This window comes from Streptomyces sp. NRRL WC-3549 (assembly GCF_000721935.1).
Classification (GTDB): domain Bacteria; phylum Actinomycetota; class Actinomycetes; order Streptomycetales; family Streptomycetaceae; genus Streptomyces.
Genome location: NZ_KL585388.1, coordinates 51661 through 67526, shown reverse-complemented (window position 1 = coordinate 67526; position 15866 = coordinate 51661). Strand labels below are relative to the sequence as shown.

The window sequence follows — 15866 nt, the reverse complement described above, 5'->3', positions numbered from 1 at the left end:
CCGGGGAGTGGCCGGTACGGGCCGCCCCCGGCGTGGCGGGGGGCGGTTCGGGCCGGCGGGGGGCCGGTACGGGCCGGGGTACACCACGGGAGCCCGGGTCCCCGGCCCGGCGCGCGGCCAGCCGGGGTTCGGACCCCCGGCCGGGCGCGCGCCCCAGCCGCCGCCGGCGCCTCGGCGAGGCGCCGCCCCGGCCGGGCGGGACGGCGCGGGGACGCGCAGCCCGGTGTGTGCCGTGCGGCCGTCTCAGCCGTCACCGTCTGCCTCGCCGAGGACCTGGAAGCAGCGCAGTCCGGGAAGTCCGCTCAGGGTGGCCCACCGCACTCGACGAAGCCCGCCCGACTCAGCACGGCCCGCGAGGCCGTTGTCCGTGGTCGTCGCCGCCCGGAGCCCGGCGAGGCCCCGCCCCGCCCCGCCGCCGAAACGGGGCGGGCGGGTCGGCGCGGGGGCGGCTCCGCGCGGGCCGGTCAGGCCTCGCGCGTCAGAGCTTCCGCGTCAGGCCTTGCGCGAGCGGGCCGGCTTCTTGGCGGCCGACTGCTCGGCAGTCGCCGCCGCCTTCTTCGTCCGGGCCGTCGCGGTCTTGCGGGCCGGTGCCGTCCTGGCCGCGACCGTCTTCTTGGCGGCCGCCTTCCGGGCCGGCTTACGCGCGGCGGCCGGGGCCGAGGTGCCGGCCGCGATCCGGTCCGCCCCCAGGACGTCCTGGAGGAACTTCCCGGTGTGGCTGCCCGGCACCGAGGCGACCTCCTCCGGAGTGCCCTCGGCGACGACCAGGCCACCGCCGTTGCCCCCTTCGGGGCCCATGTCGACGACCCAGTCGGCGGTCTTGACGACATCGAGGTTGTGCTCGATGACGATCACCGTGTTGCCCTTGTCCACCAGGCCCGACAGCACCGTGATGAGCTTGCTGATGTCCTCGAAGTGCAGACCGGTCGTCGGCTCGTCCAGGACGTACACCGTGCGCCCGGTGGAGCGCTTCTGCAGCTCGCTCGCCAGCTTCACGCGCTGCGCCTCACCGCCGGAGAGCGTCGGCGCGGACTGGCCCAGCCTGACGTACCCGAGGCCCACCTCGTTGAGTGTGCGCAGGTGGCGGGCGATCGTCGGGACGGCCTCGAAGAACTCCAGGCCCTCCTCGATCGGCATGTCCAGCACCTCGGCGATGGACTTCCCCTTGTAGTGGACCTCCAGCGTCTCCCGGTTGTAGCGCGCTCCGTGGCAGACCTCGCACGGGACGTACACGTCGGGCAGGAAGTTCATCTCGATCTTGATGGTGCCGTCGCCGGAGCAGTTCTCGCAGCGCCCGCCCTTGACGTTGAAGGAGAAGCGGCCCGGCATGTAGCCACGCACCTTCGCCTCCATCGTCTCGGCGAAGAGCCTGCGGATGTGGTCGAAGACACCGGTGTACGTGGCCGGGTTGGACCTGGGCGTGCGGCCGATCGGTGACTGGTCGACGTGGACGACCTTGTCGACGAGGTCGTCCCCGTCGACCCGGGTGTGCCGGCCCGGCACCGACTTCGCGCCGTTGAGCTCGCGCGCCAGGTGGGTGTACAGGATGTCGTTGACCAGGGTCGACTTACCCGATCCCGAGACGCCGGTGACGGCCGTGAGGACGCCCAGCGGGAAGGAGACGTCGATGTCCTGGAGGTTGTTCTCCCGGGCGCCGTGCACGGTGAGCAGCCGCTTCGGGTCGACCGGGCGCCGGAGGTCCGGCACCGCGATGGTCCGCTTGCCGGCGAGGTACTGCCCGGTGAGCGACTCTTCGTTGGTCAGCAGCTCCTCGAGGGAGCCGGAGTGGACCACCTTGCCGCCGTGCTCACCGGCGCCGGGGCCGATGTCCACGACCCAGTCGGCGACCTTGATGGTGTCCTCGTCGTGCTCGACCACGATGAGCGTGTTGCCCATGTCCCTCAGCCGCACCAGGGTCTCGATCAGCCGGTGGTTGTCCCGCTGGTGCAGGCCGATGGACGGCTCGTCCAGCACGTACAGGACGCCGACGAGTCCGGAGCCGATCTGGGTGGCGAGCCGGATGCGCTGGGCCTCGCCGCCGGACAGGGTGCCGGCCGCGCGGTTCAGTGAGAGGTAGTCGAGGCCGACGTCGACGAGGAAGCGGAGCCGCTCGTTGACCTCCTTGAGGACCCTCTCGGCGATCTTCTTGTCACGGGCGTTCAGCTTGAGCCGGCCCAGGAACTCGGCGCACTCGCTGATCGACATCGCGGCGACCTCGGCGATGGACTTCTCCATCACCGTGACCGCGAGCACGATCGGCTTGAGCCGGGTGCCCTCGCAGGACGGGCAGGGCACCTCGCGCATGTACCCCTCGAAGCGCTCCCTGCTGGAGTCGCTCTCGGCCTCGGAGTGGCGCCGCTTGACGAACTGGACGGCGCCCTCGAAGGACGGGGTGGTGTAGGCGCGCTCGCGCCCGTACCGGTTGCGGTAGCGGACCTCGGTCTGGATCTTGTGGCCGTACAGCAGCGCCTTCTTGGCGCGCTGCGGCAGCCCGGCCCACGGGATGTCCGTACGGAAGCCGAGGGCGTCGGCGAGCGCGCTGATCTGGCGCCCGAAGTACTCCTTGGTGTGCCCGTGCGACCAGGGGTGGATCGCCCCCTCGTCGAGGGACTTCTCCTCGTCGGGGACGACCAGCTCGGCATCGACCTCCATGCGCGTGCCGATCCCGGTGCACTCGGGGCAGGCGCCGAAGGGCGAGTTGAAGGAGAAGGAGCGGGGCTCCAGCTCCTCGAAGGACAGGTCGTCGTACGGGCAGTAGAGGTGCTCGGAGTACATCCGCTCACGCTCGGGGTCGTCGTCGGGAAGGTCGACGAAGTCCAGGACGACCATGCCGCCGGAGAGACCGAGCGCGGTCTCGACCGAGTCGGTGAGACGGCGCTTGGCACTGTCCTTCACCGTGAGGCGGTCGACGACCACCTCGATGGTGTGCTTCTCCTGCTTCTTCAGCTGGGGCGGCTCGGACAGCTGGATCGTCTCGCCGTCCACCCGGGCCCGGCTGAACCCCTTGGTCTGGAGGTCGGCGAAGAGGTCGACGAACTCGCCCTTGCGCTCGCGCACCAGCGGGGAGAGCACCTGGAACCGGCTGCCCTCGGGCAGTCCGAGCACCTTGTCGACGATGGCCTGCGGCGACTGCCGGGAGATCGGCCGGCCGCACTCCGGGCAGTGCGGCTTGCCGATGCGGGCGAAGAGCAGCCGGAGGTAGTCGTAGACCTCGGTGATGGTGCCGACCGTCGAGCGCGGGTTGCGCGAGGTCGACTTCTGGTCGATGGAGACGGCGGGCGACAGACCTTCGATGAAGTCCACGTCCGGCTTGTCCATCTGGCCGAGGAACTGCCGGGCGTACGAGGAGAGGGACTCCACGTAGCGCCGCTGGCCCTCGGCGAAGATCGTGTCGAACGCGAGAGAGGACTTGCCCGACCCGGAGAGCCCGGTGAAGACGATGAGGGAGTCACGGGGGAGGTCGAGCGAGACGTTCTTCAGATTGTGCTCGCGCGCGCCACGGACGATGAGACGGTCGGCCACGCCGGTCCGCACCTTTCTTCGAGAGAAGCGGGGAACTGAGCCCCTGCCCCAGGTTATGGGCGGCGCCACAGCGATGTACGAAGCTTTCGACTTCGAGCGTATAGCACGCGCATTCGATTTACGGTCGACCGCGGACACCTTCACCCGATCGAGTGTCGGAGGCTACGCTCGGTCCATGATCGATCCTGCGCACGACCTGGAAGCAGTACGTGGAGCGACCGATCGGCTGCTCGGCGCCACGGCCGCATGGGGCGACGCCACGCTCGGGGAGCCGTCACGTCTGCCGGGCTGGAGCCGCGGCCACGTGCTGGCCCACCTGTCACGTAACGCCGACGCGCTCGTAAATGTTCTCCGCGGACGCCCGATGTACGCGAGCAGCGAAACCCGTGACGCCGACATCGAGCGGGACGCCCCCCGCCCCCTGGAGGCACACGTCGCCGACCTGCGGGAAAGCGCCGCGGCCTTCCTGACGGCAGCCGCCGGGTCCACCGACTGGGCGCGCACGGTCACCCTGCGCAACGGTGTGACGGACCAGGCACGGCGCATCCCCTTCCGCCGGCTCGTCGAGGTCGAGCTGCACCACGTCGACCTCGGGATCGGCTACGAGCTGGAGGACCTGCCGGAGGAGTTCGTCTCCCGGGAGAACGACTTCCTGGCGGAGCGCTTCGCCGGTCACCCCCGGGTGGCCGCCACGACGGCGACGACCGGGGACGGCAGGAGCTGGACCACGGGCGGCGGCGCCGAGGGCACGCCGGTCGCCGTACGGGGTACGGCCACGGACATCCTCGGGTGGCTCTGCGGACGGCGCGACGGCTCCGGACTCACCGTGGAAGGCGGCAGCCTCCCCGCGCTGCCCCCGCTATAGGCTGCGGCCCATGACGTACAGCGGAACGGTCAAGGTCGGCGGCCCGGCGGACGTGCACGAGCTGACGGATCTGATGATCTCCAAGGTCGCCGTCGGACGGATGGACAACAACGCCTACCTGCTGCGCTGCCGGGCCACCGGCGAGCAGCTCCTGATCGACGCGGCGGCCGAGGCCGGGACACTGCTGAGACTGGTCGGCGAGGACGGCGTCGCCTCCGTGGTCACCACGCACCGGCACCCCGACCACTGGCAGGCCCTGGCCGAGGTGGTGGCCGCCACCGGGGCGCGCACCGTGGCCGGGAGGTACGACGCCGAGGGGATCCCGGTCCCGACGGACGTCCTCGTCGACGACGGCGACACGCTCCTGGTGGGCCAGGTCCGGCTGACCGCCCGCCACCTGACGGGACACACCCCGGGCTCCATCGCCCTGGTCTACGACGACCCGCACGGGGCCCCGCACCTCTTCACCGGGGACTGCCTCTTCCCCGGCGGCGTGGGCAACACGCATCAGGACCCGGAGGCGTTCGCGAGCCTGCTCCACGACGTGGAGACCAAGCTCTTCGGTCCGCTGCCGGACGAGACCTGGGTCTACCCCGGCCACGGCGGCGACACCACGCTGGGCGCCGAACGCCCGCGGCTGCCGGAGTGGCGCGAGCGCGGCTGGTGAACGACGGCGGCGGCCGGTGCCCCGAAGGGCCGCCGCCGTGTCCGTAGCCGCCCCCGGCAGCCGCCGGTTACTTCTCGGCGCCGACGCCCTCGCTCTCCTCGTCCGCCTCGGCGGACTCGGCAGCCGCCTTCCTCCTGGTGGCGATCAGGCTGGTGACCGTGGTGATCACCAGGACGCCGCAGATGACGGAGAGGGAGAACGGGATGGAGATCTCGGGGACGTGCACCCCGGACTCGTGCAGCGCGTGCAGCACCAGCTTGACGCCGATGAAGCCGAGGATCACCGAGAGCCCGTAGCTGAGGTGGACCAGCTTCTTCAGCAGCCCGCCGATGAGGAAGTACAGCTGGCGCAGCCCCATCAGGGCGAAGGCGTTGGCGGTGAAGACGATGTACGGGTCCTGGGTCAGGCCGAAGATCGCCGGGATGGAGTCCAGCGCGAACAGCACGTCCGTGGTGCCGATGGCGAGCATGACCACCATCAGCGGGGTCAGGACGCGCTTGCCGTTGTTGCGGATGAAGAGCCTGGTGCCGTGGTACCGGTCGGCGACGCCGAAGCGGTGCTCGATCGACTTCAGGAGGCGGTTCTCCTCGAACTCCTCGTCCTCCTCGTCGGCCCGCGCCTCCTGGATCAGCTTCCAGGCGGTGAAGATCAGGAACGCGCCGAAGATGTAGAAGACCCACGAGAAGTTGGCGATGACGGCCGCGCCGGCCGCGATGAAGACCGCCCTCAGCACCAGGGCGATCAGCACACCGATCAGCAGCACCCGCTGCTGGAGGTGGGACGGCACCGAGAACTTCGCCATGATCAGGACGAAGACGAAGAGGTTGTCGACACTCAGCGACTTCTCGGTGATGAAGCCGGCGAAGAACTCGCCCGACGCCTGGCTCTCCCCGAAGACCAGCAGTCCCAGTCCGAAGAGCACGGCCAGCGCGATCCAGACCACGGTCCAGATTCCGGCTTCCTTGGTCGACACGTCATGGGGTTTGCGCCCGATGAAGAAGTCGACGGAGATGAGGGCGATCAGACCGAGAATGGTCAGCGCCCAGAGGGTCCATGAAACGTCCACTGCGCCTCCGGCAGTTCGCTACGGCTCTGGTTCAGCGTCGTCGCTGCCGGAGGTCTCTTCCACCCAGGACGCGGGCTGCGCGCCGGGCCGACGCCCCGGGACCGGTCACAGTCCGTACTGACGGGAACGCCGCGATCGGGAGTACTCCCCTCCGCTCGAAGAACAGTACAGGAAACACCAAGAGAAGGTAAAGTGATGGGCAAAAACTAACCAAAGCCCCTGGTCACAGCTGCTTTACTCACAGAGGCGGAGGGGGTGGGGCCCCGCTCAGCGGGGGTCCGCCCGGCGGGCCTCGGCCACCAGCGCCAGCACCTGCGCCAGGACGCGGCTGCCCTCGGGCACCCGGGACGGCTCGTAGGTCCAGGCGTGGCCGACCCACGGGTCGGCGAGATGGTCGTCGGCGACGGGGGTGAGCCGCAGCAGGGAGCGCCAGAGCGGGTCGAGGACGGGGCCGTAGGCGCGGGCGTCCTCGCGATCGGCCACCATCATCAGGTGCACGCCCACCGAGGGCCCCTCGTCGGCGAGGTAGCGCAACTGGGTGACGGCCCGGTCGTCGAAGCCGTGCGGGAAGTCGTTGACGATGAGCAGCTGCTCGCCCGGGTCCAGATCCGGCGGCAGCGAGTCCGTCGCGCCGGCCCTGACGGCCATCTGCACCAGGTCGACGCGACGGGTGAGCCGGGCGAGGACCTCGCTCACTCCCCCGGGACCGACGGCGGGCGGTGCGGCCAGGACCCCGGCGGCCGTCAGCGGCGCGAGAGCGGTGACGGCGGAACCGGCGGGGTCGATGACGTGCACCGAGAAGTCGTTCGCGGGGTGGACCGCGAGCAGCCGTGCGGCGAGGGCGACGGCGGTCTCCAGGGCCGGCCGGCGCAGCGTCTCGCCGCCCTCGGAGGCCCTGTGCCCGCTGTCGATCCAGAGCCCGCGCTCCAGGGGCAGCCTGACCAGCAGGGGAATGCGCAGACCGGTCCGCTCGGGCAGGTGGAGGTCGCCGACGCGCAGCGCCATGGGGGACTCCATCGGCACCCGGTATCCGTGCCAGACGGGGTTGTCCCAGCCGGCGTACGGGGCGGGGAGCGCGGGTTCCACCACGGCCGATTCGGCGGCGAGCTGGGCCAGGTCCCGGTCCAGGGCCTCACGCGCCCGGGCGGTCAGCTCCCCGCACTTGGCGCGGGCCCCCTCGCGTGCCCGGTCGCCCGCGCCGCCGATGCGGTTGCGCGGATCGGCGAGGGCCCGGTCGATCTCCTGGTCCATCCGGGACTCGGCGAAGTCGACGGCGCTGCGGTAGGCGGCGACGGCGCGGGCCAGGTCCTCGAACATGCCCCAGATCTGGTTGTACAGGCGCTCGTCCATGGACCAGCCGGTGGCGTCGCCGGCGACCGGCTGCGCGGGCTGTCCCGGGGCGGCGGACGGGGCGGTGGGTGGAGGCGGGGGCGGCGCGGTGCTCCGGCGGCGCGGGTGCACGTAGTCGATGGGCCCCCCGGCCGCGGCACCCGGGGCGCCGGCAGCCGGCGTCGCGTCCCGGTCGTCGAGCGGCCCGGGCCCCGCGGGGGCGGCCGGCTGTCCCCCGTCCGGAGGCGGGGTCGCGGGTACGGCGGGGTGGCGGACGCGCTCGTCGGCCGGGGCCCGGGGCGGCGGGGGCGACACCGAGCGGGCGAGCCCGGAGGCCACGGCCTCGTGGATCGACGCGGCCAGCTCCGCCGCCGGGCCGAGCCCCTGGTCGGCGAGCATGCCGGCGAGCCCCGTCGCGTATCCCTGGCCGACCGCCCGCACCTTCCACGCGCCCTGGCGGCGGTAGAGCTCCAGGGCGGTCACCGCCGACTCGGCGTCCAGTCCGGTGAGGGTGAAGGTGGCCGCCTCGGTGCCGTCGAGGCCGGTGACCGCGACGAACGGCGCGGCGACCGCGCCGAACCTGACGGGCCGCCCGGTACCGGTGGGGAGCGCCAGGAACACGGTGACGCGGTGGACCGCGTCGGGCAGGGCGTCGAGGTCCACGGCGAGCCGATGGGCGGCCGCCGCCTGCCGGGACACCTCCAGGCCGGGCAGCCGGGGCGCACCGGGGTGGGCCACCCACTCGGGGCCGCGGACCGTGCCCTGCTCGTCCCCGAGCGTGGCCCCGGCCAGGACGGGCGAGCCCGCCGACACCCTGATCTCCAGGCGGGTCCGGGGCAAGGTGAGATTCTGCCCCCGGACCAGTTCGGCCGTCATCGCCCTGTCCCCTCGACGTTCGGTGTGGTGCCCGGCCATGGGCGCAGCTCCCGGCGGCGGACGCCTCCGGGAGCTGCTCGTGCACAGACAAGGGCGGACCGGGTGGCGCCCGGCCCCGCCCGGCCCTACAGGTGGGGCAGGATCGCCGGCATCAGGTCCTGGAAGGTCCGGCCGTTGGCCGGGTTGCCCAGGGCGGTCATCTGCCAGCCGTTGCCCGCGCGGTGCACCTTGGCCATGATCTGGGCGGTGTACTGGCCGCCGCCGTCCAGCGTGTAGCGGGCCAGCTCCTGGCCGTTGGTCTCGTCGACGATGCGGCAGAAGGCGTTCTGCACCTCCTGGAACGTCTGGCCGGTGAAGGAGTTCACCGTGAAGACGATCTGGTCGATGTGGACCGGGACCCGCTGGAGGTCGACGAGGATCGCCTCGTCGTCGCCGCCCGAACCGGCGCCGCCGACCAGGTTGTCACCGGTGTGCTTGACCGAGCCGTCGTCGCTGGTGAGGTGGCGGAAGAACACGACGTCCACGGGCTGCTTGTCGGCGAACAGCACCGCGGAGGCGTCCAGGTCGATCTCCCGGGTGCGCGACCCGAACAGCCCGCGGCGCGGGGCCGCCTGCCAGCCGAGCCCCATCCGTACCGCGGTCAGGGTCCCCCCGTCGCTCTTCTGCAGGCTGATGGCCTGGCCCTTGGTCATGTTGACCGTCACGCGCTGTCCCCTCTCCGCTTGCCCCGCACCCGTCGGTGTGGTTTCCCCGCACCCTACGCAGTCACCGGAGGCGGACAGCAGGGATAGGCCGTTTTTGTGTCGGTCCTGCAACATGCGGGTTCCCACAGGTCAGGCGAGTCCCGCCTCCCTCATCTGCCGCAGTTCCTTCTTCAGCTCGCCGACCTCGTCGCGCAGTCGCGCGGCCACCTCGAACTGTCTCTTATACACATCTCGGCTCCCCCTTGGCCTTGTCCCGGGCCGTGGCCCCACCGCCCGGCACGGTCTTGCCCCCGAGGGTGGGGACGGGCGTCTTGACGCCCTTGGTCTGGCGGTAGCCGGTGCCGAGCAGCTGCTCGGTGTCGACCTCCTCGCGGGCGATGGACGCGACGATGTCGTTGATCTTCTTGCGGAGCGGCTGCGGGTCGACCCCGCGCTCGGTGTTGTACGCGATCTGCTTCTCGCGGCGCCGGTTGGTCTCGTCGATGGCCTGGGCCATCGCCGGCGTGACCTGGTCGGCGTACATGTGGACCTGGCCCGAGACGTTGCGCGCCGCGCGGCCGATGGTCTGGATCAGCGAGGTGCCGGACCGCAGGAAGCCCTGCTTGTCGGCGTCGAGGATGGCGACCAGGGAGACCTCGGGCAGGTCGAGGCCCTCGCGCAGCAGGTTGATGCCGACCAGGACGTCGTACTCGCCGGAGCGCAGCTCCCGCAGCAGCTCGATGCGGCGCAGGGTGTCGACGTCGCTGTGGAGGTAGCGGACCTGGATGCCGAGCTCCAGGAAGTAGTCGGTGAGGTCCTCGGCCATCTTCTTGGTGAGGGTGGTGACCAGGACGCGCTCGTCCTTCTCGGTGCGCTCGCGGATCTCGTGCACCAGGTCGTCGATCTGGCCCTCGGTGGGCTTGACGACGACTTCGGGGTCGACGAGCCCGGTGGGGCGGATGATCTGCTCCACGTAGCCGTCGCCCCGGGACATCTCGTACTTGCCGGGAGTGGCGGAGAGGTAGACCGTCTGGTCGATGCGCTGCAGGAACTCCTCCCACTTCAGCGGGCGGTTGTCCAGCGCGGACGGCAGCCGGAAGCCGTGGTCGACCAGGGTCCGCTTGCGGGAGGCGTCGCCTTCGTACATCGCGCCGATCTGCGGGACCGTGACGTGCGACTCGTCCAGGACCAGGAGGAAGTCCTCGGGGAAGTAGTCCAGGAGGGTGTTGGGCGCGGTGCCCGGGGAGCGGTCGTCGAAGTGCATCGAGTAGTTCTCGACGCCGGAGCAGGTGCCGATCTGCCGGAGCATCTCGATGTCGTACGTCGTGCGCATCCGCAGCCGCTGGGCCTCCAGCATCTTGCCCTGCTTCTCCAGCTCGGCGAGGCGCTCCTCCAGCTCCCGCTCGATGCCGCCGATCGCCTTCTCCATGCGCTCGGGCCCCGCGACGTAGTGGCTGGCCGGGAAGACGTGGAGGGAGGAGTCCTCGCTGATGACCTCGCCGGTGAGCGGGTGGAGCGTGGAGAGTGCCTCGATCTCGTCGCCGAACATCTCGATGCGGACCGCGAGCTCCTCGTAGACCGGGAAGATCTCGATGGTGTCGCCGCGCACCCGGAAGGTGCCGCGGGTGAACGCCAGGTCGTTGCGGGTGTACTGGATCTCGACGAAGCGGCGCAGCAGCTGGTCGCGGTCGATCTCGTCGCCGACCTTGAGCTGGACCATGCGGTCCACGTACTCCTGGGGTGTACCGAGGCCGTAGATGCAGGAGACCGAGGCGACCACGACCACGTCACGCCGGGTGAGCAGGGAGTTCGTGGCGGAGTGGCGCAGCCGCTCGACCTCCTCGTTGATCGAGGAGTCCTTCTCGATGTAGGTGTCCGACTGCGGGACGTACGCCTCGGGCTGGTAGTAGTCGTAGTACGAGACGAAGTACTCGACGGCGTTGTTCGGGAGGAGCTCGCGGAACTCGTTGGCCAGCTGCGCGGCGAGCGTCTTGTTCGGCGCCATCACGAGGGTGGGGCGCTGGAGCTTCTCGATCATCCAGGCGGTCGTCGCCGACTTCCCGGTGCCGGTCGCGCCGAGCAGCACGACGTCCTTCTCGCCGGCACGGATGCGCCGGTCCAGCTCGGCGATGGCCGCGGGCTGGTCACCGCTGGGCCGATAGGGACTGACGACCTCGAAGGGCGCCACCGAACGTTCGATCTCAGAGACAGGCCGCATGGTTCCCACGGTACGGCCCGCCACTGACAACGGCGTCGTGTCACTGGCTCCGCGGCTGCCGGCGCCCGCCCTGGGACGCGGTCTCGCGGGGCGCGCGCCGGCGCTGCACGGGGATGGCCAGGGCAGTCCTGCCCCCGTACGGGGAGGGGCCGTGCCGGTGGTCCGCGGCGGACGGGCGGCCGCCCGTCACCACCAGCGGATCGACCAGCACCACGACACCGGCGAGCAGCAGGAAGCAGCCGGGGCCGACCAGCATGGGCAGGAGCAGGGCGGCGGGCTCGTCCCCGGCCGCCGGGAGGGCGGCCGGGTCGAGGTGGACGTGGAGCGCGGCCATCCCCGTGTAGTGCATGCCGCTGACGGCGACGGCCATCACCACGCTCGCGCCGAGGCTGGGCAGGAAGCCGTGGACGGAGACGGCGGCCCACAGCGCGGCCGTCGCCGCGACGACCGCGATGACGACGGAGAGCGAGACGGTGAGGGTGTCGTAGGAGAAACTCCCCTCGAAGAGCACCCCGGCCATGCCGAGGTAGTGCATGGACGCCACGCCGAGGCCGGTGACCGTGCCGCCGGTGACCAGGGCCATGCGGGTCGCGCCGCGGTAGCCGACGATGAAGATGCCGACTCCGACCATCACGACCGCCACGCCGAGGCCCGCGAAGGTGAGCGCCCTGTCGTACCCGACCGGCGTCTTGGCGACGGTGAAGCCGAGCATGGCGACGAAGTGCATCGTCCAGACGCCCGACCCTATGGAGGTGGCGCCGAGGGTGAGCCAGCCCGCCCGCGCGCCGCCCCGTGCGTGCAGGGACCGCATGGTGCAGCGCAGGCCGAGGGCCGCGCCGAGACAGGCCATGAGGAACGCCGCGACGGGCGTCACGAGGCCGTAGCTGAAGCCGTCAACTGTGCCCTGCATGCTGGTACGCCCTTCACGGAGGCCCGGGTTCGGGGGCGACCCTAAAGGGCGAGGCCCGGCAAGCAAACATAAGAACGGCATTTTATCCGTCGTCCGCGCCTCCCGGTGCCCGGACCCTGACATTCCGTTCACATCACGGCCATCGCCGGCCTGTCGCCCGTTGGGCGGCGGGTGCGACCCTCGACAGGACCGCGAACCCGATGCGAGGAGTACCCGTGTCCGTACGCACCGCAACCACCTCCGTCACCGTCACCGCCCTGCTCTGCGGCGGCGCCCTGCTGCCCGCCGGACCGGCCGTGGCGACGGAGGTCCGGACGGCGCAGGCACCGCCCGGACCGGTCGTCCACGCCCACCGCGGCGCCTCCGCGTACGCCCCGGAGAACACGCTGGCCGCCGTGGACGCCGCCGACGACCTGGGCATCGACTGGGTGGAGAACGATGTACAGCGCACCAGGGACGGGGTGCTCGTCGTCATGCACGACACGTCCCTGGCCCGGACGACCGACGCGGAGCAGGTCTTCCCCGACCGCGCGCCCTGGGCGGTGAAGGACTTCACCGCGCGGGAGATCGCCAGGCTGGACGCGGGCAGCTGGTTCGGCCCGGCGTACGCGGGCGCACGGGTGCCGACGTTCAAGCAGTACCTGGACCGTGTCGAGCGCAACCGCCAGAACCTCCTCCTGGAGATCAAGAGCCCGGAGATCTACCCGGGGATCGAGAAGGAGATCCTGCGGGTGCTGCGTCAGAAGGGGTGGCTGGACCGCCGGCACGTCGAGCACCGGCTGGTCGTCCAGAGCTTCGGTGTGGAGAGTGTGAAGACCGTCCACGCGCAGCGTCCGGACGTCGTCACGGGCTTCCTGGGCACCCCCGCGGTGGCGGATCTGCCGTCGTACGCGGCGTTCACGGACCAGATCAATCCGGCGTACACGACGATCGACGCCGACTACGTCGCCGCGGTGCAGAAGCTGAAGGGCGCCCACGGAAAGCCGCTCCGGGTCAACACCTGGACGGTCGACGACGCCGCGGACGCGTCCGAGGTCGCGGGCTTCGGCGTGGACGGCATCATCAGCAACGCCCCCGACGTCGTCCGGGACGCCACCCGCTGACGGAACGCGGCCGCGCTGCCGGTGCCGGACCGTGCGGTGGCCTCGTGGAGAACGACGAGCGGGGCGTGGTGCGGTCGGTCGTGGCGAGCGGCGCCGGTCCACTCCTGCTCGCCGCGACGGCACGGGGCCGGTGACCGTGGTCCTCCACCCCGCCCCTGCTGCGCGGGCGGGCTCCGGGAGTCCGCCCTGGTCCTGGGCCTGGACCGGTCGCCGGCCGCGGGCTTCGACCGCCAGGTGCTCCGCGAGCCGGCGTCCGGCGTTCCGTGGGGCACGGTCGTCGGCCACGACGGCCTCGCCGTCCGGGTGGGGCGGCCCGGGGCCGCCCGGGCGGTGGGCGCGGCCATGCGGTCCGACCCGCTGCCGGTGGTGGTGCCGTGCCACCGGGTGGTGGAGAGCGGCGGCGGCCGGCGCTCGATGGGTTACTTCCGCGGCCCCGTTCCGACCGCCCCGGCGGGCGGCCGGACGCCCGGAGCACCCGGGGCCTACGCTCCGACGCCGGTCCACGCCGGGTGCCGCGGGTCGTCGGCCCGTACGACCACGTCGGCGCGTTCGGCGGGCGCCGCCTCGTCCTCGTACCGGGCGAAGGCCGGCAGCGTCCACCGCTCGCCCTCCTCGGTGCGCCGCCGCAGCGCCCCCGGCGACAGGTTCAGATGGATCCCGAGGTCGAACGGGAACCAGTGCCCGAGCAGCAGCGGACCGTGCAGGATCAGTACGCCGCCCTCGGGCAGCACCCGGTAGGCGCTGCGGGTGGCCCGGTCCGTGACGGGGTCCCAGAGGTCGGGCAGCACCCGGCCGCTGCCGCCCGGTTCCAGCGGCCGGAACACCTCGCGCCACAGCGCCCCGGTGTCGAACCAGCCGTCGGCGTACGCGTCGGGGTCCTCCTTGCCGTACTCGAAGCGCAGGCTCGCCGGGCGCAGGAAGCCCTCGGTGGACACGGTGAGTACGGCCCTGCCGCGGGCCCGCAGGGCCTCCGCGATCTGCTCGGCCGGGACGCCGGGGCGGGCGGCCGGGGGCCCGTCGACGCCGATCCTGAGCCGGGTCCCGCCGTCGGCCGGTTCCAGGGTGCCCACGTGGTCGGCCAGGGCTTCGGCCAGTCGTTCCCAGGTGATCGGTTCGAATCGCACCCGCCCATCATCGCCCGCTCGCGCCCTGGGTTCCCGGTGCCCCGGAGGTTCCCGGGTGCCGCCTCCCGGGCCCGCTCAGCGGGAGCCCTGACGTCTCCGCAGCAGCCGGGTGATCTGCCGGACGAGCTCCTCGTCGCTCTCGGCGGCCCCGGACGTGCCGGTCACGAGGTCGTCGAGCCGCTCGGCGGTCCGGAAGTCGTAAGCCCGCTCCTCTTCCTCCCCGGGGACGTTGTCGTACTCCTCCTTCGCCCGGAACCCGACCGTCAGGTCGACGGCCTTGGCGATGAGCCAGGTCAGCACGAAGGAGAAGACGATCACGGCGGCGATGGCCGCGAACTGCTTGCCCAGCAGGGCCCAGCCGCCGCCCTCGAAGAGCCCCTTCTGGCCGCTGATCCGCGCGGTGGCGAACAGACCGACCATGATCAGCCCGATGAGACCACCGACGCCGTGCACCCCCACCACGTCGAGGGTGTCGTCCACACCGAAGCGGTACTTGAGGGTGATCGCGAAGGCGCTGACCGCGCCGACGACCAGCCCGGTGACGACCGCACCGAGCGTGTCGATCTCACCGCAGGCCGGCGTGATGGCCACCATCCCCGCGACGGCGGACGAGACGACGCCCATGGTGGTGACCCTGCCGGTGCGCCACTTCTCCACCAGGGGCCAGGTCACCATGGCACCCGCGGCGCCCAGCTGCGTGTTGATGAAGGCCGCGGACGCGGTTCCCTGGTCGTTCAGCGCGGAACCGGAGTTGAAGCCGAACCAGCCGAACCAGAGGAGTCCCGCGCCGACGACGACGAGGGGGATGTTGTTCGGCCGTTCCTCCCGCCGGGCGAAGTCGCGCGGTGCCCGCAGCACCAGCGCCACGGCCAGGCCCGCCACCCCGGAGTTGAGCTCCACCGGCAGACCACCGGCGAAGTCGAGGGCGCCGAGGTGCTTCACGATCCACCCGTCCTGGTCGAAGACCCAGTGGGCGAGCGGGACGTAGACGATCAGCAGCCACAGGACCACGAAGACCAGCCACCCCCTCATGGTGGCCCGGTCGGCGATGGAGCCGCTGATCAGGGCGACGGTGATGATCGCGAACCCCATCTGGAAGGTGCTGTAGAGGTACGTGGGGATGTGGCCGGTCAGCGTCGTCAGCCCGATGTCGTGCATGAAGACGTGGTCGAGGTTGCCGATGACCCCCGCACCGCCCACATCGGTGCCGAACGCCAGCGTGTAGCCGATCGCCCACCACACCAGCGTCCCGAAGGCGAGCGCGGCGAAGCTCATCTTGATCATCATCAGGATGTGCTTGGTGCGCACCATGCCGCCGTAGAAGAACGCCAGTCCCGGCGTCATCAACAGCACCATGGCGGTGGCGGCGAGCAGCCAGGCCGTGTCTCCGGAGTCGTACGCGGGTGGCATCGGCACGGGGGCGATGTTCATCGGCGGGATACCTCGCTCAGGGTGTCGAGGGGGCGAGTGGGCTGGGGCGTCACGGCTTGCGCACCCGGGGCG

General features: G+C 71.5%; 10 protein-coding genes and 2 pseudogenes. 4 read left to right on the top strand and 8 right to left on the bottom strand.

Annotated elements, in window-relative coordinates; genetic code table 11:
- Positions 1–492 precede the first annotated feature (492 nt).
- Positions 493–3522 (bottom strand): excinuclease ABC subunit UvrA, encoded by a 3030-nt coding sequence (uvrA, locus tag IH13_RS0106760; RefSeq protein WP_031081920.1) that lies wholly within the window; start codon positions 3520–3522, stop codon positions 493–495.
- Between the two features lie 175 nt (positions 3523–3697).
- On the opposite strand from uvrA, the gene IH13_RS0106755 reads away from it, so the two are divergent.
- Both IH13_RS0106755 and IH13_RS0106750 read left to right on the top strand, forming a co-directional pair.
- Positions 3698–4387, top strand: a complete 690-nt coding sequence (locus IH13_RS0106755) for a maleylpyruvate isomerase family mycothiol-dependent enzyme (protein ID WP_031081918.1) — start codon at positions 3698–3700, stop codon at positions 4385–4387.
- 10 nt (positions 4388–4397) lie between these two features.
- Positions 4398–5054 carry an MBL fold metallo-hydrolase gene (locus IH13_RS0106750; protein ID WP_031081910.1) on the top strand — a complete coding sequence of 219 codons (657 nt, stop codon included), beginning with the start codon at positions 4398–4400 and terminating at the stop codon, positions 5052–5054.
- A 67-nt stretch (positions 5055–5121) separates the two neighbouring features.
- Here the strand turns inward: IH13_RS0106750 and IH13_RS0106745 are convergent, their stop codons facing one another.
- The 5 genes and pseudogenes from IH13_RS0106745 to IH13_RS0106725 form a co-directional block, all read right to left on the bottom strand.
- A complete protein-coding gene (locus IH13_RS0106745) occupies positions 5122–6120 on the bottom strand; it encodes a TerC family protein (RefSeq protein WP_031081908.1) in 999 nt (332 codons plus the stop codon).
- Between the two features lie 267 nt (positions 6121–6387).
- Entirely contained in the window at positions 6388–8325 is a 1938-nt protein-coding gene (locus IH13_RS0106740) for a TerD family protein (RefSeq protein WP_031081906.1), read from the bottom strand.
- A gap of 125 nt (positions 8326–8450) precedes the next feature.
- Positions 8451–9029 carry a TerD family protein gene (locus IH13_RS0106735; protein ID WP_014045286.1) on the bottom strand — a complete coding sequence of 193 codons (579 nt, stop codon included), beginning with the start codon at positions 9027–9029 and terminating at the stop codon, positions 8451–8453.
- 129 nt (positions 9030–9158) lie between these two features.
- Positions 9159–11226: pseudogene (uvrB, locus tag IH13_RS36875) on the bottom strand (excinuclease ABC subunit UvrB).
- Positions 11227–11266: 40 nt separating this feature from the next.
- Positions 11267–12136: an MHYT domain-containing protein gene (locus IH13_RS0106725; RefSeq protein ID WP_031081904.1), complete on the bottom strand. Its 870-nt coding sequence runs from the start codon at positions 12134–12136 to the stop codon at positions 11267–11269.
- Positions 12137–12351: 215 nt separating this feature from the next.
- Between IH13_RS0106725 and IH13_RS0106720 the strand changes: the two genes are divergently transcribed.
- Together IH13_RS0106720 and IH13_RS46025 are read left to right on the top strand one after the other, a co-directional pair.
- A complete protein-coding gene (locus IH13_RS0106720; protein WP_031081902.1) occupies positions 12352–13239 on the top strand; it encodes a glycerophosphodiester phosphodiesterase in 888 nt (295 codons plus the stop codon).
- 21 nt (positions 13240–13260) lie between these two features.
- Positions 13261–13605: pseudogene (locus IH13_RS46025) on the top strand (MGMT family protein); the annotation flags it as partial.
- A 116-nt stretch (positions 13606–13721) separates the two neighbouring features.
- On the opposite strand, the gene IH13_RS0106710 reads toward IH13_RS46025, so the two are convergent.
- Complete coding sequence (locus tag IH13_RS0106710; RefSeq protein WP_031081900.1) at positions 13722–14363, bottom strand: nucleoside/nucleotide kinase family protein; 642 nt, start codon at positions 14361–14363, stop codon at positions 13722–13724.
- 75 nt (positions 14364–14438) lie between these two features.
- On the bottom strand, positions 14439–15794 hold the full coding sequence (locus IH13_RS0106705) for an ammonium transporter (protein WP_031081898.1): 1356 nt from the start codon (positions 15792–15794) through the stop codon (positions 14439–14441).
- Positions 15795–15866 lie beyond the last annotated feature (72 nt).

What these genes read in the sequence shown, in the direction of transcription:
- IH13_RS0106705 (WP_031081898.1), bottom strand. Translation starts at nt 15,794, where the DNA reads ATGAACATCGCCCCCGTGCCGATGCCACCCGCGTACGACTCCGGAGAC.
- IH13_RS0106755 (WP_031081918.1), top strand. Translation starts at nt 3,698, where the DNA reads ATGATCGATCCTGCGCACGACCTGGAAGCAGTACGTGGAGCGACCGAT.
- IH13_RS0106740 (WP_031081906.1), bottom strand. Translation starts at nt 8,325, where the DNA reads ATGACGGCCGAACTGGTCCGGGGGCAGAATCTCACCTTGCCCCGGACC.
- IH13_RS0106725 (WP_031081904.1), bottom strand. Translation starts at nt 12,136, where the DNA reads ATGCAGGGCACAGTTGACGGCTTCAGCTACGGCCTCGTGACGCCCGTC.
- IH13_RS0106750 (WP_031081910.1), top strand. Translation starts at nt 4,398, where the DNA reads ATGACGTACAGCGGAACGGTCAAGGTCGGCGGCCCGGCGGACGTGCAC.